Origin of the sequence: Mesorhizobium sp. M7A.F.Ca.MR.176.00.0.0 (assembly GCF_004023165.1) — a bacterium.
Classification (GTDB): Bacteria; Pseudomonadota; Alphaproteobacteria; order Rhizobiales; family Rhizobiaceae; genus Mesorhizobium.
This window is the reverse complement of the sequence record NZ_RZTC01000067.1, coordinates 4391-23878: the sequence shown is the minus strand read 5'-3', so window position 1 is coordinate 23878 and position 19488 is coordinate 4391. Positions and strand designations below refer to the sequence as shown.

18 protein-coding genes and 1 pseudogene (1 of these 19 running past the window's edge) are annotated in these 19488 nt (G+C 62.2%); 8 read left to right on the top strand and 11 right to left on the bottom strand.

The genetic code is table 11. The features are described from left to right. Nucleotides 1-333 carry the 3' portion of a 30S ribosomal protein S12 methylthiotransferase RimO gene (gene rimO / locus EOB59_RS21470; protein WP_128289179.1) on the top strand. The gene continues 978 nt to the left of window position 1, outside the view, so only the last 333 of its 1311 coding nucleotides appear in the window; its start codon lies beyond the left edge, outside the window; its stop codon occupies nt 331-333. A 98-nt stretch (nt 334-431) separates the two neighbouring features. After that, nucleotides 432-1538, top strand: coding sequence for an acyltransferase (locus EOB59_RS21465; RefSeq protein WP_127328981.1), 1107 nt, complete (start codon nt 432-434; stop codon nt 1536-1538). Nucleotides 1539-1583: 45 nt separating this feature from the next. Here the strand turns inward: EOB59_RS21465 and EOB59_RS21460 are convergent, their stop codons facing one another. From EOB59_RS21460 to EOB59_RS21425, 8 genes are all read right to left on the bottom strand, one after another. Then, complete coding sequence (locus EOB59_RS21460; RefSeq protein WP_128289178.1) at nt 1584-2651, bottom strand: BMP family ABC transporter substrate-binding protein; 1068 nt, start codon at nt 2649-2651, stop codon at nt 1584-1586. A gap of 50 nt (nt 2652-2701) precedes the next feature. Continuing rightward, the gene (locus EOB59_RS21455) at nt 2702-3622 is read right to left on the bottom strand and encodes an ABC transporter permease (protein ID WP_127268999.1); all 921 of its coding nucleotides are present in this window, start codon (nt 3620-3622) and stop codon (nt 2702-2704) included. After that, entirely contained in the window at nt 3622-4752 is a 1131-nt protein-coding gene (locus EOB59_RS21450) for an ABC transporter permease (RefSeq protein ID WP_128289177.1), read from the bottom strand. Before EOB59_RS21450 ends, EOB59_RS21455 begins: the two co-directional genes overlap by 1 nt. Then, on the bottom strand, nt 4749-6326 hold the full coding sequence (locus EOB59_RS21445; RefSeq protein ID WP_164895711.1) for an ABC transporter ATP-binding protein: 1578 nt from the start codon (nt 6324-6326) through the stop codon (nt 4749-4751). Before EOB59_RS21445 ends, EOB59_RS21450 begins: the two co-directional genes overlap by 4 nt. A 133-nt stretch (nt 6327-6459) precedes the next feature. Further along, nucleotides 6460-7437, bottom strand: coding sequence for a quinone oxidoreductase (locus EOB59_RS21440; RefSeq protein ID WP_128289175.1), 978 nt, complete (start codon nt 7435-7437; stop codon nt 6460-6462). 43 nt (nt 7438-7480) lie between these two features. Further along, nucleotides 7481-8299 carry a phosphatidylcholine synthase gene (gene pcsA, locus EOB59_RS21435; protein WP_023811884.1) on the bottom strand — a complete coding sequence of 273 codons (819 nt, stop codon included), beginning with the start codon at nt 8297-8299 and terminating at the stop codon, nt 7481-7483. After that, on the bottom strand, nt 8296-8910 hold the full coding sequence (locus tag EOB59_RS21430; protein WP_127397798.1) for a DUF1326 domain-containing protein: 615 nt from the start codon (nt 8908-8910) through the stop codon (nt 8296-8298). Before EOB59_RS21430 ends, pcsA begins: the two co-directional genes overlap by 4 nt. A gap of 14 nt (nt 8911-8924) precedes the next feature. Further along, entirely contained in the window at nt 8925-9863 is a 939-nt protein-coding gene (locus tag EOB59_RS21425) for a DUF2182 domain-containing protein (protein ID WP_128289174.1), read from the bottom strand. Between the two features lie 71 nt (nt 9864-9934). On the opposite strand from EOB59_RS21425, the gene EOB59_RS21420 reads away from it, so the two are divergent. After that, on the top strand, nt 9935-11146 hold the full coding sequence (locus EOB59_RS21420; RefSeq protein ID WP_127810376.1) for a UbiH/UbiF family hydroxylase: 1212 nt from the start codon (nt 9935-9937) through the stop codon (nt 11144-11146). Here EOB59_RS21420 and EOB59_RS21415 read toward each other — a convergent pair. Further along, on the bottom strand, nt 11123-12085 hold the full coding sequence (locus EOB59_RS21415; protein WP_127328975.1) for an AEC family transporter: 963 nt from the start codon (nt 12083-12085) through the stop codon (nt 11123-11125). The genes EOB59_RS21420 and EOB59_RS21415 overlap by 24 nt on opposite strands. Nucleotides 12086-12210: 125 nt before the next feature. Here EOB59_RS21415 and hspQ point away from each other — a divergent pair, with 125 nt between their 5' ends. Further along, nucleotides 12211-12534 (top strand): heat shock protein HspQ, encoded by a 324-nt coding sequence (gene hspQ / locus EOB59_RS21410; RefSeq protein ID WP_164762658.1) that lies wholly within the window; start codon nt 12211-12213, stop codon nt 12532-12534. Between the two features lie 71 nt (nt 12535-12605). Here hspQ and EOB59_RS21405 read toward each other — a convergent pair whose 3' ends face one another. After that, complete coding sequence (locus tag EOB59_RS21405; protein WP_127270670.1) at nt 12606-13235, bottom strand: invasion associated locus B family protein; 630 nt, start codon at nt 13233-13235, stop codon at nt 12606-12608. A 232-nt stretch (nt 13236-13467) separates the two neighbouring features. Here EOB59_RS21405 and EOB59_RS21400 point away from each other — a divergent pair, with 232 nt between their 5' ends. Continuing rightward, nucleotides 13468-15288 carry an extracellular solute-binding protein gene (locus tag EOB59_RS21400; protein WP_128289173.1) on the top strand — a complete coding sequence of 607 codons (1821 nt, stop codon included), beginning with the start codon at nt 13468-13470 and terminating at the stop codon, nt 15286-15288. A 17-nt stretch (nt 15289-15305) separates the two neighbouring features. Beyond that, nucleotides 15306-15986 (top strand): DsbA family protein, encoded by a 681-nt coding sequence (locus tag EOB59_RS21395; RefSeq protein ID WP_128289172.1) that lies wholly within the window; start codon nt 15306-15308, stop codon nt 15984-15986. Between the two features lie 37 nt (nt 15987-16023). Here the strand turns inward: EOB59_RS21395 and EOB59_RS21390 are convergent, their stop codons facing one another. Beyond that, nucleotides 16024-16461 carry a hypothetical protein gene (locus EOB59_RS21390; RefSeq protein ID WP_128289171.1) on the bottom strand — a complete coding sequence of 146 codons (438 nt, stop codon included), beginning with the start codon at nt 16459-16461 and terminating at the stop codon, nt 16024-16026. Between the two features lie 602 nt (nt 16462-17063). On the opposite strand from EOB59_RS21390, the gene EOB59_RS21385 reads away from it, so the two are divergent. Continuing rightward, entirely contained in the window at nt 17064-18968 is a 1905-nt protein-coding gene (locus tag EOB59_RS21385; protein WP_164895710.1) for an ABC transporter ATP-binding protein/permease, read from the top strand. A 273-nt stretch (nt 18969-19241) separates the two neighbouring features. After that, nucleotides 19242-19488, top strand: a pseudogene (locus EOB59_RS36525) (magnesium transporter); the annotation flags it as partial.

Sequence of the window (19488 nt, the reverse complement as noted above, 5' to 3'; positions counted from 1 at the left end):
TGCTTCAAATACGAGCCGGTCCGCGGCGCCCGCTCCAACGATCTCGGTCTCGAACAGGTTCCCCAGGAGATCAAGGAGGCGCGCTGGCACCGTTTCATGCAGCGCCAGCAGAAGATTTCGGCAACGCAGCTGGCCAAGAAGGTCGGCAAGCGCCTGCCGGTGCTGATCGACGAGGCGCATGGCACGTCGGCAAAGGGCCGCACCAAATACGACGCGCCCGAGATCGATGGCTCGGTGCATATCCAGTCGCGCCGCCCTTTGCGCCAGGGCGATGTCGTCACTGTCAAGATCGATCGCGCCGACGCCTATGACCTTTATGGTTCGGCGGTCTGAGGGCCGTATTTACTACATCTGACGATAGTTCAGCCTTTTAACCCGCTCAGCCGCGATCCGCTCTATGGTTTGCGGACCGGAGATGCGGGGGAATGCGGATGAACACCAGATCTGCGGAACAAAATTACATCGCGACGCTGGATTTGCTCAGGCTGGCGGCAGCACTTGCTGTCGTGTTCTTTCACTATTTCTTTCGCGGCGCGGCCGCCGAAGGCTACCTCGCGCAGGGCTATCCGCTTGCCGCACCGTTCGCCCTCTACGGCTATCTCGGCGTCAATCTGTTCTTCCTGATCAGCGGTTTCGTCATTGCCTGGTCGGCGGAAAACCGGAGCTGGGATCAGTTTGCGATCGCGCGGTTCGTTCGCCTCTATCCGGGTTTTCTGTTCTGCATGACGATCACCTTCGCAGTTCTCACCCTTGCCGGCACACCGTTGCTTCCAGCCTCTTTCAGCCAGTATGTCGCCAACCTGTCGATGTTCGCGCCGGCCTTCGGCCAACCCTTCATGGACGGCGTCTACTGGTCGATCGTGCTTGAACTGGTGTTCTACGGATGGATCACGCTGGCCCTGTTCACCGGGCTCTTCCAGAAACGCAAGCTGGAGCTGATCTTCATCTGGCTGGCAATCTCGGCCTTGAACGAGTTCTTCATCGGCAGCGGCGGAGCCAGGCTGCTGTTCCTCACGGAGTTCGGCCCGTTCTTCGCCGCCGGCGTGCTGGTCCACCACATCCATTCGCATGGCCGTTCTGTGCCGGCCCTGCTGCTGCTCGCCGCCGCGTTCCTGATCTCCTGCGGAACGCTGTCGGTGACGCAGCGCTGGATGCTCGGCCACTACGGCATTGCCGTCTCCTCGGCCAATCTTGTCCTCGCCAACGCCGTCATGCACGCGGCCCTGATCGGCGCGGTGCTGCTGCGCCACCGTGTGAGGGCATCGGCGCTCACCCTGGCGCTGGGCGGGCTGACCTATCCGCTCTATCTGCTGCATCAGGAGATCGGCTATCTCGCCATCAATGCGGCAACGCCCCTTGTCGGCAAATGGATTGCCGCCCTTGGTTGCGTCGTGCTCATGCTTTTCATTTCGTGGGCGATCTGGCGCACCTGCGAACGACCGGTACAGCGGTTGCTCAGGTTCTGGCTCGGCCGTGTGGTCGATGCCGGACGAACGCGGTTTCATCGCCCCTCTGCCGGCGCACAGCCCGCCGAATGAAGAAGGGCGCCTCGCGGCGCCCCTCCGTCTCATGTCTCGCGCTGGTTATTTCGGCAGCTTGTCGTCGACGCCCTTCACATAAAAATTCATGCCGAGCAGCGTGCCGTCGTCGGCGACTTCGCCATCCTTCAGCCATGGCGTGCCGTCCTGCTTGGCGATCGGCCCGGTGAAGGGATTCCAGCCGTCGGAGATCTTCTTTTCGGTGGCTTCGGCCATCGCCTTCACGTCGTCGGGCATGTTGGTATAAGGGGCGAGCTTGACGGCGCCGTCCTTGATGCCGAGCCAGACATTGCCCGGCTTCCAGGTGCCGTCGAGGGCTGCCTGGACCCGGCTGATGTAATAGGGGCCCCAATCATCGGTGAGCGAAGTCAACTGCGCCTTGGGCGCGAACTTGATCATGTCCGAAGACTGCCCAAAGCCCTTCAGGCCCCGCTCCTCGGCCACTTGCAGGGCAGCGGTCGAATCGGTGTGCTGGACGATGATGTCGGCGCCCTGGTCGAACAGCGCCTTGGCGGCGTCGGCTTCCTTGCCCGGATCGAACCAGGAATTCACCCAGACGACCTTGGCTTTGAAGTTCGGGTTGATCGACTGTGCGCCGAGCATGAAGGAGTTGATGCCCATCACCACTTCGGGAATCGGGAAGGAAACGATGTAGCCGGCAACGCCGGCCTTCGATTCCTTGGCGGCGATCTGGCCGAGCACGTAGCGGCCTTCGTAGAAACGCGCATTGTAGATGCCGAGATTGTCAGCGGTCTTGTAGCCGGTGGCGTGCTCGAACATCACCTTGGGGAATTTCTTGGCGACCTTCACTTCCGGGTCCATGAAGCCGAAGGAGGTGCCGAAGATGAGCTTGCAGCCTTCGCGCGCCAGGCGCTCGAAAGCGCGGTCGGCGTCGGGACCTTCCGAGACGTTTTCGAGATAGGCTGTTTCGACCTTGTCACCGAGCGCCTTCTCCACATCGAGACGGCCCTGGTCGTGCTGGTAGGAGTAGCCGAAGTCGCCGATCGGGCCGGTGTAGACCCAGCATGCCTTCAGCTTGTCCGCAGCTTCCGCCGTCACTGCCAGCGACATGGCGGCGGTCGTGGTCATCAGGGCAATAAGCAGTTTTTTCATTGTGTTACCTCTCTGAGTTAAGCCTTGGAGCTTCCCGTTTGTTTTTATTGTCAACGATCCGGAACGAATGGCTGCCCCAAGGAAGCCGGCGTGTTCATCATCGTCAGACGCTTGTTGCGCGAGATTAGAACGAGAACCACGATGGTTGCCAGATAGGGCAGCGAAGAAAGGAACTGTGAAGGCACCGGAATGCCAAAAGCCTGTGCATGAAGCTGGCCGATCCACACCGCGCCGAAGATGTAGGCGCCGGCCAGCACCCGCCATGGCCGCCAGGAGGCGAACACCACCAGCGCCAGCGCGATCCAGCCGCGGCCGGCGCTCATGTTCTCGACCCATTGCGGCGTGTAGACCAGCGACAGATGGCCGCCGGCAAGCCCGGCACAGGCGCCGCCGAAGATCACCGCGAGATAGCGATAGCGGATGACCTGGATGCCAAGCGCATGGGCCGAGGTGTGGCTGTCGCCGATCGAGCGCAGCGTCAGTCCGGTCCTTGTCTTGAACAGGAACCACATGACGGCCGCGGTGAGCGCGATCGAAATGTAGAAGATCGGGTCCTGACCGAACAGCAGCCTGCCGACGACAGGCATTTCCGTCAGACCGGGAATGTAGAGGTTGGGCAGCCTTTCGCCGGGTTGGCCGACAAAGCTGGTGCCCATCATGCCGGACAGGCCAAGGCCGAGCAGCGTCAGCGACAGGCCGGTCGCCACCTGGTTGGTGGCCAGCGACAGAGTCATGACGGCAAACAGCAGCGAGAACACCGCGCCCATGGCGATTGCCGCCAAAAGGCCGATCCAGGGCGAGCCGGTGAGATAGGTCGCGCCGAATCCGCCGACAGCGCCCATGATCATCATGCCCTCGACGCCGAGATTGAGCACGCCGGACCGCTCGACCACCAGTTCGCCGATTGCCGCAATCAGCAGCGGCGTTGCCGCCGTGGCGATGGTCAGAAGGATGTTTACGGTGATGTCCATCAACGGGCTTCCTTCAACTTCGGGGCGGCATCGAGTTTCGCGGCACCTTCCGGTTTGGTCAGCGCCAGGCCGATCACGCGGATGCGGTAGTGGATGAGCGTGTCACAGCCGAGCACGAAGAACAGCAGCATGCCCTGGAACACCCGCGCCACCTTGTCGGAGATGCCGAGCGCGCTCTGCACCGCTTCGCCACCGAGATAGGTCAGCGCCAGCACCAGACCGGCGGCAACGATGCCGAGCGGGTTGAGACGGCCAAGGAAAGCCACGATGATGGCGGTGAAGCCATAGCCGGGCGAAATGACAGGCTGCAGTTGCCCGATGGCGCCCGAGACCTCGGAGATGCCGGCGAGTCCCGCCAGCGCGCCTGACAGCAGGAAAGCAAAAAAGACCATGCGGTTGAGGCCGAAGCCGGCGAAGCGCCCTGCCCGCGGGCTTGAGCCCAGCACGCGCACCTCAAAACCTTTCAGCATGCGGCTCATCAGGATCCAGACCAGCACCGCGGCGACCAATGCGAAGACAAAACCCCAGTTTGCTCGCCCGGCATCCGGCATCAGCTCCGGCAACACGGCCGAATCGTTGAACTGGATGGTCTGCGGGAAACCATGGCCCTGCGGATCGCGCCAGGGTCCGCGCACCAGCCAATCAAGGAAGAGCTGCGCGACGTAGACCAGCATCAGGCTGGTCAGGATTTCGTTGGTGCCGAAGCGGGTCTTGAGCAGAGCCGGGATCGCGGCATAGGCCGCGCCGCCGACCATGCCGAGCAACAGCATCAGCGGCAGCACCAGCGGACCTTCGAACTGCGGAAACAGCACGGGAACCATCGAACCGGCAATGCCGCCGAGGATGAACTGGCCTTCGGCGCCGATGTTCCAGATGTTGGCCTTGTAGCAGACCGACAGGCCGACGGCGATCAGGATGAGCGGCGCTGCCTTGATCGCCAGCTCATGCAGCTGCCAGACCTGGCTGATCGGCTCGACAAAATAGATATTGAACGCGGTCAGCGGATTGACGCCGAGCAGCGCGAACATGACGGCGCCGGCAATGATGGTCAGCGCGAAGGCGATGAACGGCGACAGGGCCGAAAACAGCATGGAACGCTGCGGGCGTTTGACGAGTTCGAGGCGCATCATGCCGTCTCCAGCGAGTGTTCGGCGTGGCCTGGTTCGGCGCCGCCCATCAGCAAACCTACCTTTTCGAAGGTTGCCTCGGCGATCGGCATAGGCTTCGACAGCTCGCCATTGTGCATGACCGCGATCGCATCCGATATCTCGAACAGCTCGTCGAGATCCTGGCTGATCACCAGCACCGCCGATCCGCTGCGCGACAACTCGATCAAGGCCTGGCGGATATGAGCGGCAGCGCCCGCATCCACGCCCCAGGTCGGCTGGTTCACCACCATGACGCTTGGCCGGCGGTCGAGTTCACGGCCGACGATGAATTTCTGCAGATTGCCGCCAGAAAGGGCCGCGGCCTCCGGATCCGGCGCACTCTTGCGCACATCCATCGCCTCGATGATGCGTTGGGACGCGGCTTGGATGGCACCGCTCTTCATCATCCCGCCGGAACCGACGAACGCCTTGCCGTCGGTGGCATGGCGCGACAGCAGCAGGTTTTCGGAAAGCTTCATGCGCGGTGCCGCACCGTGGCCGAGGCGCTCCTCCGGCACGAAGGCAGCGCCCAGCAGTCGGCGCCCGGTGATGGTGAGGCCGCCTGCGTCCTTGCCGCGAATGCGCACCGAGGATGCATCCTGCTGCGGCACTTCGCCGGAGACGGATTCGAAGAACTCGCCCTGGCCGTTGCCGGCGACGCCAGCGATGCCGATCACCTCGCCCGCCCGGACGTTCAGGCTGATGCCCTTGAGCGGGATCGAGAACGGCGTTGCCGGTTTGCGGCTGAGATTGCGGATTTCGAGCAGCGGCTGCGCCTTGTCGATGCCCTCGACCGGCGCGCGCACCACGGCCTGCACCTCGTTGCCGACCATCATGCGAGCCAGCGAAGAGGCGGTTTCCTCGCGCGGATTGCAGTGGCCGACAACCTTGCCGTGGCGCAACACGGTGGCGCGGTCGCAGATGCGTTTGACCTCTTCGAGCCGGTGCGAAATGTAGAGGATGGATTTGCCTTCCGAACGCAGGCGCTCCAGCGTCTCGAACAGCTTGTCGGCTTCCTGCGGCGTCAGCACCGAGGTCGGCTCGTCCAGAATGATGAGCTGAGGCGTTTGCAACAGGCAACGGATGATTTCGATGCGTTGGCGTTCGCCTACCGACAGGTCGCCGACCAGCGATTCAGGATCGAGCGGCAGGCCGTAGCTGAAGGAAAGCGCCCTCGCCTTCGCAGCGATGCTGTTGATCGGCGAGCCGTCGTCCAGCGACAGGGCAATGTTTTCGGCCGCGGTCAGCGCCTCGAACAGCGAGAAGTGCTGGAATACCATACCGATGCCGAGTTTTTTCGCGACGCCGGGACTGGAAATCCTGACGGCCTGCCCGTTCCAGAAGATCTCGCCGGCATTGGGCTCCAGCGAACCGAACAGCATCTTGACCAGCGTCGACTTGCCGGCGCCGTTTTCGCCAAGCAGGGCGTGGATCTCACCCCTGGCGATGTCGAGATCGATATGATCGCACGCCGTCAGCGTGCCGAATATCTTGGTGAGGCCACGAACCCCAAGCAGGTTCGTGCCGTCGTGATTTGCACTCACAGTGCCTCCCATCTGGTTAGCCAGACATGTTCTGTGTTCCCGCAGGCATGGTAGGCGCGGCCGGCTCTCATCGGAAAGCGGCACGCGTCTTGAAAGAGCTTCAAGAATTTCAGCGGAAATTCAAGGGATAGCAAGGCAGAACGAACTAAGGGATGAGAATGGTCGTCCCTGTGGTCCTGCGGCCCTCGAGGTCGGAATGCGCCTTGCCGGCGTCCTTGAGCGCGTAGCGCTGGTTGATCTTGATCTCGACCGCGCCGCTGAGCACGACCTCGAACAGGGCGGCGGCAGAAGCGTCGAGGTCCTCGCGTCTTGCGTTGTAGACGAACAGTGTCGGCCTCGTTGCGAACAGTGAGCCCTTCTGTGCCAGCAATGACATGCTGAATGGCGGTATGGGTCCCGAGGACTGGCCAAAGCTGACGAACATGCCAAGCGGCCGCAGGCAGTCGAGCGAAGCCGGAAATGTGTCGTTGCCGACCGAATCGTAGACGACGTCGCATTTTTTGCCACCGGTGATGGCGGCGACGCCGGCAACGAAATCCTGTTCCTTGTAGTTGATGACATGGTCGAAACCATGCGCCCTGGCGAGCTCGATCTTGTCGGACGAGCTGGCGGTGCCGATGACGGTGGCGCCGAGGTGTTTTGCCCATTGGCCGAGGATCAGCCCGACGCCGCCTGCCGCGGCATGGAACAGGATCGTGTCGCCGGCCTTCACCTTGAACGTCCGGCGCAGCAGATATTCCGCGGTCATGCCCTTCAGCATCATCGCTGCGGCCTGTTCGTCGCTGATGCCATCCGGCACCTTGACGACGCGGCTGGCATCGATGACGCGCTGTTGCGCGTAAGCGCCCGTCGTCACGGCATAGGCGAGGCGATCGCCCGGATTCAGCCAGTCGACGCCCTGGCCGACCTCCAGCACCACGCCGGCGGCTTCGCTGCCTGGCACGAGCGGGAAGCCGCCAGGCGGCGGGTAGAGGCCAGAGCGATGGTAGACATCGATGAAATTGAGGCCGATCGCGGTGTGCCGGACCAGGATCTGCCCGGATCCCGGCTGGCCGGGGTCAGCGTCCTCATAGGTCAGAACTTCCGGGCCGCCATTGGCGTGAATGCGGATCGCTTTCGACATTGCTAGGCTTCCTGTGGGCTAGGCTTCCTGTGGGAGCGGCTGATCAAGCCTTTTTGGCACCGAGATTGGGAAAGAACTGCATGATGCCACCGATGCAGGCAAGGTAAAGCCCGGTGATGGTAATGCCGATCTTGGTGAAGGTGCTGACCTGTTCGCCCAGCACGCCGATCTGATCGTAGAAGGCAGCGAGTGCCGCCTGGGCCAGGGCGAGCGCGCCGAAAGCGCACCATAAGAGGGTCATCCCAAGGTTGATGCGCCGCAGCCGCACCACCCGCACCGGGTGGATGAAGTTGATCGGCACGAAAGTCAGGACGCCGGCCACCACCACCACAGCGAACGAAACCCATTGCCCGGGCTCGATGACGAACAGGGTGAACACCACCATGTTCCAGACCACGGGGAATCCCTTGAAGAAATTCTCCTTCGTCTTCATGCCGGTGTCGGCATAGTAGATGGCGCTGGACACGACGATGATCGCCGCCGACAGGAAAGACAGGCCCTCGCCCATGAAGCCGCGCTGATAGAGCGCGAAGGCCGGGATCAGCACGTAGGTCACGTAGTCGATGATGTTGTCGAGCAGTTCGCCCGACCATGTCGGCAGGATCTCCTTGACCTCGAGCTTTCTGGCGATCGGTCCATCGATGCCGTCGACGAACAATGCCAGCCCGAGCCACCAGAACATTGCGGTCCAGCGCTCTTCGCTCGCCGCCACAAGCGAGAGGAAGGCCAGGAACGAGCCTGATGCGGTCAAGAGATGGACGGAGAACGCCCGCGCCTGTGGCCAGGTGACCTTCTTCTTCGGCCTGGGAATCCGGTCCGTGATCTTTTTGGCGGCTTTTCGGGCCGTTGTGTTCTTGCTCACGGGCCCCGCCAATCCAGCTTGCAGATTTCGGCCGAACGGCCGGCGAAATTCCAGTTGCGGCCGAAAGCCCGCATCTTGCTCTTGTCAGACCTTGCCACGATAATCTCGGGCGCGATCCAGTATTCCGAATTGCTGATCACCGTATCCTTGCCGCGATCCTTGCCGGGGATGGGTGTCACCGCCCCGTCGATGATCTTCGGTATCTGGAAGATACGTGTCTTGTCACGCGTCTCATAGGTGATCGGCACTTGTTCGACGCCGAGGAATTTGCCGACCAGGATGGAGAGCAGCGATGTGGTTCCGCCTGCCTTGCCGGTGAAGATCTTGGTCAGCGCCTTGACCGCGTAGACCGATGCGCGGCTGTCGATGAACAGGCCGGCGGTCCAGTTGCCGCGGCTCATGTGGCCGGGGATTTCCATAATCAGCCCGAGATTGAGGCCGGACAGATCGACCTCACCGAAATGGCCTGCATCGATACGAAACCCCGCCCAGGTCTGGCAATAGCCTTCGGTCGGCGGATGATTGCCAAGCGATAGCACGCAGGGGCAAAAAACCGTGCAATTGCAGGAGAGTACGAGCTCTCCCTTCATCGCCCAGCTCTGGTCTGCCATCGATTTTCCCCCACTCATAGCGAGACTACTAGCAGCGCGGCTGCCCAGACAAGCAGTATCGCACCGGCCAGCCGGGTTGGAACCCTGCTGGCTGTTTGTTTTTCGATCAGGGTGAACAGCCCGATCAACGCCATCCAGAAAATGTTCATGACGCCAACGGCGAACATCACCAGCATCAAGGCCCAGCAGCAGCCGAGACACCACAGACCTTGCGCGACACCGAGCCGAAAGATGTTAAGGGGCCTTGCGCTCCAGTTCGAAAACAGGACCGAGAACGGGTTCTTGCATTTCTTCAGGCAAGCTTCCTTGAGGCCGCTGAACTGGTAGAGGCCGGCAATCACGAGAGCGAGCGCACCGGCAAGGCCGGCGACCGGATCGAGCATCCCGGCTGATGAGGCGAATGTATGGGCGGCCAAGGTCAGCGCCGCGAACATCATTGAACCGGCGAGCCAGACGCTTAGGTAACCGGCGACCAGCACCAGCGGGTGAACGACCGGTTCGCCCTTGATGCGAGCCGTGTCAGTGATTTCGCAATAGGTGCGGATCATCGGCGCCGCCGAAGGCAGCATCATCGCGACCGCCATCAGGAGCCACATGAAAACGAGCGCGCCGGCCTGCAAGCCGAGATCTGCGTCCAAGGGCACCGGTGAGAGGCACAGCACAAAGAACCGTTCCAGGAAATCGGGCAGCGGCAGTTGCGGCAGGCTGCGCAGGATCGTGTCGCCAGGGGCGCCGACGCCCGCAATCCCTGTTTCAGCCCCGCGGATTGCCATCGCCGCAAGAGACAGCCAGGCAAGCAGGATGCAAGCGGCGACAACGACGTTTACCGTGACGCGAGGATTGCGCGCGATGCCGGCCATGGCGCGGCCGGCGCGGTCGAGATGGCTGAAGTCGTCCTGCTGGCCGGTCATGACATCCGAATGGGCCGAATCGCCGCGTTGATCAAGCGGCATGATCTGACCTATATGCTCATCGAACGGCAGGTCGGGTGGACCGGCCTCGCATTGCAAGCCGGAAGCCGATCTTGGAGCATCAGCAAACTGCGCGGATACTGGTTGCCGGCACGGGGCCGGCAGGGCTGATCGCGGCGCTCGGTTTTGCCGCCGAAGGTTTCCCGGTGACGCTGGTCGGGCCGGAGCCCACTGCCCCCGACGGCCGCACGACGGCCCTGATGAACCCTGCCTTGAAAGTGCTCGACCGGCTTGGCGTGCTCGAAACCGTCAAATCCAAGGCGGCGCCCCTGAAAGTGATGCGCATCGTCGACGCCACCAGCCGGCTGATCCGCAGCCCGGTCGTCACCTTCCGTGCCAGCGAAATCGACGAGGACCAATTCGGGCTGAACCTTCCCAACAGCGTCCTCAACCCGGCACTCGCCAGCGCCGTTGCCGCGCATGCCGGCATCGACCGGCTGATGTCGATAGTGGCGAACTGGCGTCTCGATGCCGAGCACGCCCGTGCCGTCCTGGCCGACGGCAGCACGGTCGACGCATCGCTTGCGGTCGCCGCCGATGGGCGGTTGTCACCGGCGCGCCAGGCGGCCGGCATCTCGACCTCGGCCCGGTCCTACCCGCAGGCAGCTCTCGTCCTCAATTTCGGCCATAGCGGCGACCACGCCTTCACCTCGACCGAATTCCACACCGAGACCGGTCCGTTCACGCAGGTCCCATTGCCCGGCAATCGCTCCAGCCTGGTCTGGGTGGTCAAGCCCGAGACCGCGACCGACCTCGCCGCACTGGACGATACGACGCTTTCTCAGCGGGTTGAACAGCAGATGCAGTCGATGCTGGGCCGGGTGACGGTCGAGCCGGGCCGGCAGATCTATCCGCTTTCGGCGGTGACGCCACTGCGTTTCGCCCGAGATCGGGTGGCGCTGGTCGGCGAAGCCGCCCATGTGTTTCCGCCGATTGGTGCGCAAGGCCTCAATCTCGGCATCAGGGACGTCGATGATCTGGTTGGAATCGCTTGTGAAAATCGAGCCGACCCGGGTGCAGCCAAGGCGCTTGCGGCTTACGATTTCAAGCGCCGCCCCGATATTCTGGCGCGTAGCGGCGCGGTCAACCTGCTCAACATGTCGCTGCTTTCCGACATGCTGCCGGCCCAGATGGCCCGCGTGGCCGGGCTCGGCGTGCTCGGTGGCTTCGCGCCGCTTCGGGCTTTTTTCATGCGCGAGGGGCTTCGTCCCGGCAGCGGTTTTGCCGCGCTTGCCGGCGGGTTAGGGAAACAGGTCCGGCGCTAGGATATCGTGCCGGATCAGGTAGAGCAGCCCGGTGACGGTCACGACCGACAGGCAGGTTGTGATCAGCACACTGGCCGACGCGCGCTGTACCCAGACGCCATACTGCTGGGCGATGACGAAGACGTTGGTGGCGGTCGGCAACGCCGCCAGAAGCACCGCCGAGAAGACCCATGTCTCAGAGAAATTGCCGATCCAGCTCAGCACGACATAGCAGAGCAACGGGTGCAGGATCAGTTTCAGCGCCGCAATCGGAACCATCTCGTGCGGGACGCGATTGAGCGGCCTGAGCGCCAGCGTGACGCCCATGGCGAACAGCGCGCAAGGTGCGGCCGCCCGGGAAAGATATTCCAGAAATCGCTCCACCGGCACGGGCGGTCGAAAGCCGATATAGGCGGCGCCGACGCCCAGGGCGGTTGCGATGATGAACGGGTGCAGCACGATCTTGCGCACGACACCGAGCGCAAGCCGGAGAGGCGTGGTCTTGTCGTCGCCCGACAGCGCCATCATCATGGGCGCGATGGCGAAATGCATGATGTTCTCGAAACAGAAGATCAAGGCGACCGGCACAGCCGCCTCCTCGCCGAAGGCCAGCAATGCCAGCCCCGGTCCCATATAGCCGATATTGCCATAGGCGGCCGCGAGCGCCTTGATGGTCGATTGCGCTATCTCGCCGCGCGAGGTCAGGACCGACCCCATGAACATCAAGGAAAATATCATGAAGGTCGAGACGACCGAACCGAAGATGAAGCGCCATTCCGTCAGGTCTTCGAACGGCGTCTTGGCAAGCAGTTGGAAGAAAAGTGCCGGCAGCGCGACATAGACGATGAACGTGTTCATCCAGCCGAGCGCCTCCAGCGGCTGCCTGGTGATGCGCGCCACCAGAAACCCGACAAAAATCAAGCCGAAGAACGGAAGAACAAGACCGATGACGTCAGACATTTTTATGCTGGTCCGAAACCCTGGCGCCGGGCTAGCCCGTTGCTTAATAGGGCGTCAAGCGCCTCGGGATTGAATTGATGCGCGGTCTGCGCCAAATAAGCCCAAGGAATTCAGTGGTGAGTACGATGAAAACAGCCAAATTCGCGATCGGACAGGTGGTTCGCCACCGGCTGTTTCCATTCAGGGGCATTATTTTCGATGTCGATCCGCAATTCGCCAACACCGACGAATGGTACGAAGCCATCCCCGCCGACGTGCGGCCGCACAAGGATCAGCCTTTCTATCATCTGCTCGCCGAAAATTCGGAGACCGAGTACATCGCCTATGTCTCCGAGCAGAATCTGCTCGAGGATCAGTCGGGGGAGCCGGTCCGGCATCCGCAGATCAAGGAGATGTTCGACAAGAAGCCGGACGGGCGCTACCAGCCGAAACGGCAGTCGAGGCATTAACCCGCGGAGAGATGGGCGCAAAAAAAGCGGGGCATGACCCCGCTTTTTTGTGGCTCGGCGATATCGGCCGATCAGTTGGCGGTCTTCGCCTTGTCCTGCTCTTCCTTGAGCTTCTTGGCGAAATCCTGGTTGTTCTTGGCGACGAAGTCCTGAAGCTTCTTCTGCCGGTCCTCGATGTCCGACTGCTGCAGCGCCGGTCCGTCATAGGCGCCGCTGAAGCCCTGCAGGGCGACCTTGATCGGATTGGGCTGGTTCTGGAAATTGACGGAGGTCAGAGTGATCGCCTGGCCCTTCTTGAACGCGGCGACGAGCTGATCGGTCAGCGGCACTTCCGCCACGCAACGATCCGGGAAGCAGATCACATAGTCGAGCTTCTGCGCCTTGCCGGTGTCGATCTGCAGGCCGATGCCGGGAGGCACCAGACGGCCGGTCGGGACCGTCACCTGGAACACCTTGCGGTTCACCTTGCCCTTCAGCTCGATCAGGCTGACGCCGGTGACCAGCTGGCCGTTGCCGGCGGTGGTGATGTTCTGGACATTGCAGATGTCGACGTCTTCCTGCTTGGTGCAGGCCTTGAACCAGCCTTGCGGAATCTGCTGTTGCTGCTGTGCGGAAGCAGCGGGAAGTCCTGCGCCGAGAAAGCCGACCACGCCAGCGGCCATGACCGACAGGCGGTACGCGTTGCTGTTCAGGCTCGTCATGTCGTGCACTTCCTCTCAAATGATCCCGGGACCGGCTTCTTCGTGCCGTGTGGTCCAGCTACCTGTTGCCGAAATGAGGCAACAGAATGACTTCGGAGGGCGTGTTACACTGCAAGCGAGGCCGAATCCAGCCCGGCGTCAGCAATTGTTGAACGCGCGGTTGGCCGGCGCGCAGCCGCCTCATGCTAGGGTGCACACCGAATCATCAAGCCGACCCAGTAAGGAGACGGTCATGGGCCGCGTTGTTGTTTGGCTGATCACTGGGATATCGTTTCTCGCCCTTTCGCATCAGCCGGCCGCATCGGAGCCGAAGCACGCTATCGCCATGCAGGGTGAGCCGGCGCTACCGCCCGGCTATACGCATTTCGATTACGTCAATCCCGACGCGCCGAAGGGTGGCTCGATCACCTATTGCGTCGTCGGCAGCTTCGACAATCTGAACCCTTTCATCCTCAAGAGCCTGCGCACGACGGCGCGCGGCATGATGGATACGATCTTCGGCAATCTGGTCTTCGAGCCGTTGATGCAGCGCAATGCCGACGAGGCTTTCACGCTCTACGGTTTGTTGGCGGACAGCGCCGACATGGACCCGGAGCGCAAGAGCATCGAATTCCATCTCAATCCGAAGGCCAAATGGTCGGACGGTCAGCCGGTGACGCCGGAGGACGTGCTGTTCAGCTATGACGTCTACACCGAGAAAGGCCGCCCGCCTTACAGCGATCGCATGGCCAGGGTCGCCAAGCTCGAAAAGACCGGCGATCACAGCGTGCGCTTCACCTTCAACGACAAGGCCGATCGCGAATTCCCGCTGATCATCGCGCTGACCCCGATCATCCCGAAGCACGCCTTCGACAAGGAGACTTTCGACAGGACGACGCTCAAGCCGGTGATCGGCAGCGGCCCTTATAGGATCGCGCAGGTGCAGCCCGGCCAGCGCATCGTGTTCAAGCGCAACCCGGACTACTGGGGCAAGGACGTCCCGGCCAAGCGCGGTTTCGACAATTACGACCAGATCACCATTGAGTATTTCCTCAACGCCAACGCCAAGCTCGAAGCGTTCAAGAAAGGCCTTTGCGCCATCGACGACGACAGTGACCCGGTGAAGCGCGAGCGCGATCTCGATTTTCCGGCCTTCCACAAGGGCGACGTCGTCGCCGAAACCTTCGACACCGGCATTCCGCCCGTGGTGACCGGTTTCCTGTTCAACACGCGGTTGCCGAAATTCGCCAACCCTGTCGTGCGGCGCGCGCTCGGCATGCTCTACGACTTTGAATGGGCCAACAAGAACCTGTTCGGCGGCAAATACACGCGCACGATGAGTTACTGGCAGAATTCCGAGCTTTCCGCGATCGGGCATCCGGCCGACGACAGGGAGAAAGCGCTTCTGGCGCCCTACCCCGGCCGCGTCCCTGCCGATGTCATGGACGGTACATGGCGGCCGCCGGTGACCGACGGATCGGGCCAGGACCGCCGCGTGCTGAAGGCAGCCTTCGATCTTTTGAAAAGTGTCGGCTACCACGTGCAGAATGGAACGATGCTCGATCCCCAAGGCAAACCCTTCAGCTTCGAAATCCTGACCGCGTCGCAGGACGAGGAGCGCCTTGCCGGCATCTACCAGCGCACGCTGGAGAAGATCGGCATCGATCTCACCATTCGCAGCCTCGACGGCGACCAGATCCAGTCGCGCAAGCAGCGCTTCGACTTCGAGGTCCTGATCGGATCGAGCGGCTTCAACAATTCGTTGTCGCCCGGCATCGAGCAGAGCGGGCGCTGGAGTTCCGCCGCGGCCAGGACGGAAGGCTCGTTCAATCTCGCCGGCGTCGCCGATCCGGCTGTGGACGCGGCGATCGAGGCGATGCTGCGCGCCCGCTCCAAGGAGGATTATGTTGCCGCCGTTCGCGTTCTCGACCGGCTGCTGATCTCCGGCAACTACATGGTGCCGATGCAGCACAACACGCAGCAATGGATTGCCTACTGGAACCACCTGGAACATCCGCAAAAGACGCCCATATTCGGGTATCAGCTGCCAACATGGTGGCGCAAACCCAACTGAGGGATCAGGAGATCGAGATGAGCGAATTGAACGCCATCACCGTCGATGTGGTGTCCGATGTCGTCTGCCCCTGGTGCTTCATCGGTCAAAAGCGGCTCGACAGGGCAATCGCCGCCGTCAGCGATGTCGACGTGCATGTCCGCTGGCGGCCGTTCCAGCTCGATCCGACCATTCCGCCCGAAGGCAAGGACCGCCGCGAATACATGCTGGCAAAATTCGGCAGTGATGAGCGCATCCGCGAGATTCACACCCGCATCGAGCCGCTGGGCGAAGCGGAAGACATTTCCTTTGCCTTCGACGCCATCAAGGTGGCGCCGAACACGCTCGATGCGCACCGGCTGATCCGCTGGGCAGGTGCCGCCGGCGAAGCCATTCAGAACAGGCTTGTGCGCCGGCTGTTCCAGCTGAATTTCGAGGAAGGCGCCAACATTGGCGATCATGCCGTGCTGGTCGAGGCGGCGCGAGAGGCCGGCATGGATGCGTCCGTGGTCGCCACGCTTTTGCCGACCGAGGCCGATGTCGAGGCGGTGCGCACCGAGATCGCCACCGCGTCGCGCATGGGCATTTCTGGCGTGCCGTGCTTCCTGCTCGAGGACAAGTACGCGGTCATGGGCGCACAGGATGCCGACACGCTGGCCGATGCCATTCGCCAGGTGGCCGCCGCCAAGGCGCGCGGCGAACTGGACAAGGCCGGCTGAGCCGACCGCCCTCTCCTCTCCGCGACAGCAGCAAACGTTACTTCACCGTCGCCTTGGCCTTGCTGATGAAAAATCCATGGCCGTTCGTGGCCGTGCAGGTCAGTCCCTTGATTGACGACTGGCACGAGAACGGCCCGGCGCTCCAGCTGTTGCCGTAGCCAAGCTTGTCGACATCGCTGCAGCAGCCCTGCTCGCCTGGGTTTTTGATCAGAGTGGCTGGCCCCTTCGGACCCAGGATAATCGTGACGTAGCTCGGCTCGACGCGCGAGCAACTCAGCTCCGGGCCGCCATCCTTTGGCTCATAGGTGCCGGTGCCGCCTTTGGGCGTGTAGATGCAGCCGATGTTGCCGGACGGCGTGTTGAACTCGATCTGGCCTTCGGCGCTGGCCGGGATGCTCTGCGCGCCGGCATGCGCCAAAGGTACGAGGGGCAGCCAGGCGAAGAGGGACAGGATTGCGGCCGCGCGTGCAAGCATTGGGAGCTTCCTTGTTGGAGAACCGAATATGCATGAGTGTCGACGATGCCGGGCAAGGTTCAATCCCAGGTGGATGAATTGTCAAACGCAGTCCCTCAGCTGACCGGACAAGACGGAACGCGCCGCTCGATCAATTCTCCCGTCACTTCCTGCCCCTGGCAAGGACGACCACGGCATTCCTGGCGAGTCACGAACCGCAAATTTTCGAGCTCTCTGGGCCGTCCGCAGTGAGAAAACCGATCGCTCGACACGACTTCGAGTTCACGAAACCGTGTGAAAGCCTTCCCCAGGGGAAGCTCCATCGACGGCATTTTATTGAAGATCAAGTATCTGAAATCAATATCGATATTCTGATTATTGCCGACCGTTGTCGCTACATTTCAGCGTGTAATCTGTTGCCTCACGGCAACGGCTGCCGGGGCAATCCGGTCGGGCCGGTTTTAAATTAATGGAAAATGATCAATTGGTGTTACCATCCGTAACAAAAGAAAAAAGGTTTGGGCGGGATCGTGATTCGGGTCGGTAGACCATCGCAAGAGTCAGTACCGGAAAAAACACCTCGCGATGCCGCAGGGCGATCGCTTCTGACGCCGGTGTCGTCGATGCGCAGCTTCTGGGGCCTGATGCGGGCCTACTGGGTTTCCGACCGCTGGAAGGAAGCCTGGACGCTGACGCTGGTGATCGCGGTGCTCACGGCGCTGTCCAGCAAGGCCGGTGTCTGGTTCGCCGAAGCCTCCGGCGAACTGGTCAATTCGATCGCCTTCTTCCATGACGCCGCCAACACCACGCCGCTTCGCTCGCTGCTGATCAATGCCGGCGTCCTCGTGCTGCTGGTGGTACTCAAGGACGCTGGCTTCACCGGCGTCCGCAATCTTGTCTCGGCGACATTGCACCGCAAATGGCGCGGTTGGTTGGACAGCCGCTTCAATGAAGCGCTGCTGGATGGCAACCATACGCATTTCCATGCCCAGCATGCATCGACCGGCAGCGGCGCACCGGCCCCCGACAACATCGACCAGCGTGTCCAGGAATCCATCAAGGACATGACCGGGGGCGCCATCGGGCTCGCCATGGGCGTACTGGCCGTCGCCACCTCGCTCTTCTTCGTCGGCCAGAAGCTGCTCGAAAACTCCGTCGAGGTGAAGGGGCTGGAGTTCCTCGGCAGCTATGGCAGCGCCATCCTGGCCTTCCTGGCCGTCGCCACCTATGTGCCGCTGAACACATGGATCGCCGTCAAGCTCGGCGGCCTGCTCGAGCGCCTCAACGTCAGGATGCAGAAGGCCGAAGGCAGCTATCGCGGCGAACTGACGACGTTCCTGCGCCGCTCCTTCCATGTCGCGGCGTCTCAGGGCGAAGGCGTGCAAAGGACCATGCATGGCCGGCTCTATGTCGATATCGACGGCACCTGGACGCGGCTGAACATCGTCAACACCGTCTATATGTCGTTCGAGCTGATCTACAATTTCATCGGCGCCCGCATTGTCGCCTATGGACCGGGCCTCGTGCCGTTCATCCACAACCGCCTCGATCTGAAGGGCTATATAACCGGCTCCGAGCTGGTCAATTCTCTGATCGGCCAGTGTTCGTGGTTCATCCACGTCATGCCCGCCATCGCCACGCTGCGCGCCAACAGCCAGCGTGTCACCGAGTTGGCCAACGCGATCGAGAATGTCCAGCATCCGCAGGAATTCTACAGCCAGACCGGCCGCTCCGATTTCCACTACACCAGCCAGAACCCGGTTTTCGGCCTGACCATCCAGAAGCTCGAACTGGCGCATCAAGGCGAGGATGCGACGCCCTTCCTCAGCGCCGCCAATTTGCGCTTCCGGCGCGGCGAATGGACTTTCCTGAAGGGCGAGTCCGGCTGCGGCAAGACCTCGCTGATCAAGGCGATCAACGGCCTGTGGCCCTATGGCCGCGGCACCATCGTCTTCCCCGAAGGCGTGAAGAGTTTCTATGCCGCCCAGGAGGTTAAGCTGCAGCCTGTGTCGCTGAGGCAACTGGTCTGCCTGCCGGGCTCCGAGCACGACCATGGCGACGCGCAGGTGGCGTCGGCGCTGCACAAGGCCGGGCTTGGCGACTTCATCGAGCACATGGCCGACGAAAGCCGCGAATGCAAAAGCTGGGACCAGGTGCTGTCGGGCGGCCAGAAGCAGAAGCTGGTGGTGGCTCGCATCGTGCTGCAGCAGCCGGGGCTGCTGTTCCTTGACGAGGCGACCGGCGCGCTCGACCCCGACGGCAAGGTCGCCTTCCACCAGGCCATCAAGGACAACTGCCCCGATGTCACGGTGATCAGCGTCATGCACGAAGCGGTTGCGCCGAGATCGATGAGCGGCAGCGAATTCTATCACAGCATCGTCGCGATCGCCGACGGCGTCGCCACCAAGAAGCCGCTGGTTCCGACCCTGCCCGCCGAGCTCACCACCATTCTCGTGCAGCCCAGGCCGGTCCCAAGGCCGGTCGAAGACAAGTGGCTGCGTTTCTCGCGCCGGCTGAAGCAGAAATAACGGTTATTCCACCCCGGTCTGCCGAGGCGAACGGCGGCCGGCGATCACAGTCTCGCGATCTTGGCCGCTCGTCGGCATTTTCCCTCCTCACCGCGATTGACACGGCAAGGCGCGCTCCTATGTTGCGCCCGCTTGCAGATAGTAAAAACGCGAACCCGCAAGCGGAAAGGTCACCGCGCCATGCCTGGCGACAGTCACAGTCGAACGCAACAGCCGTCCGCCCTGACGTGACCTCACATGGTTCATGTCCTGCCGGACGGCAAGGAGTGAGCCATGAACGAATTTACCACAGTGGCAAGCGACGAGGCCGTCGCGATTGCCCGTATCCTAGCCAACGATCACGTCGCCGACATTGTCGAAGCCCTCAACAGGGAGCCTCGAGAGAACGCGACGGAACTGCTCTGTGAAGTGACGTTCGAACGTCTGGTCGAGATCTTCGACCAGCCGGAACTCGACGGCGCGTCCGAACTCATGGAGGCGCTGCCGCGCGCCAAGGCGGGCAAGCTGCTCACCGCCATGT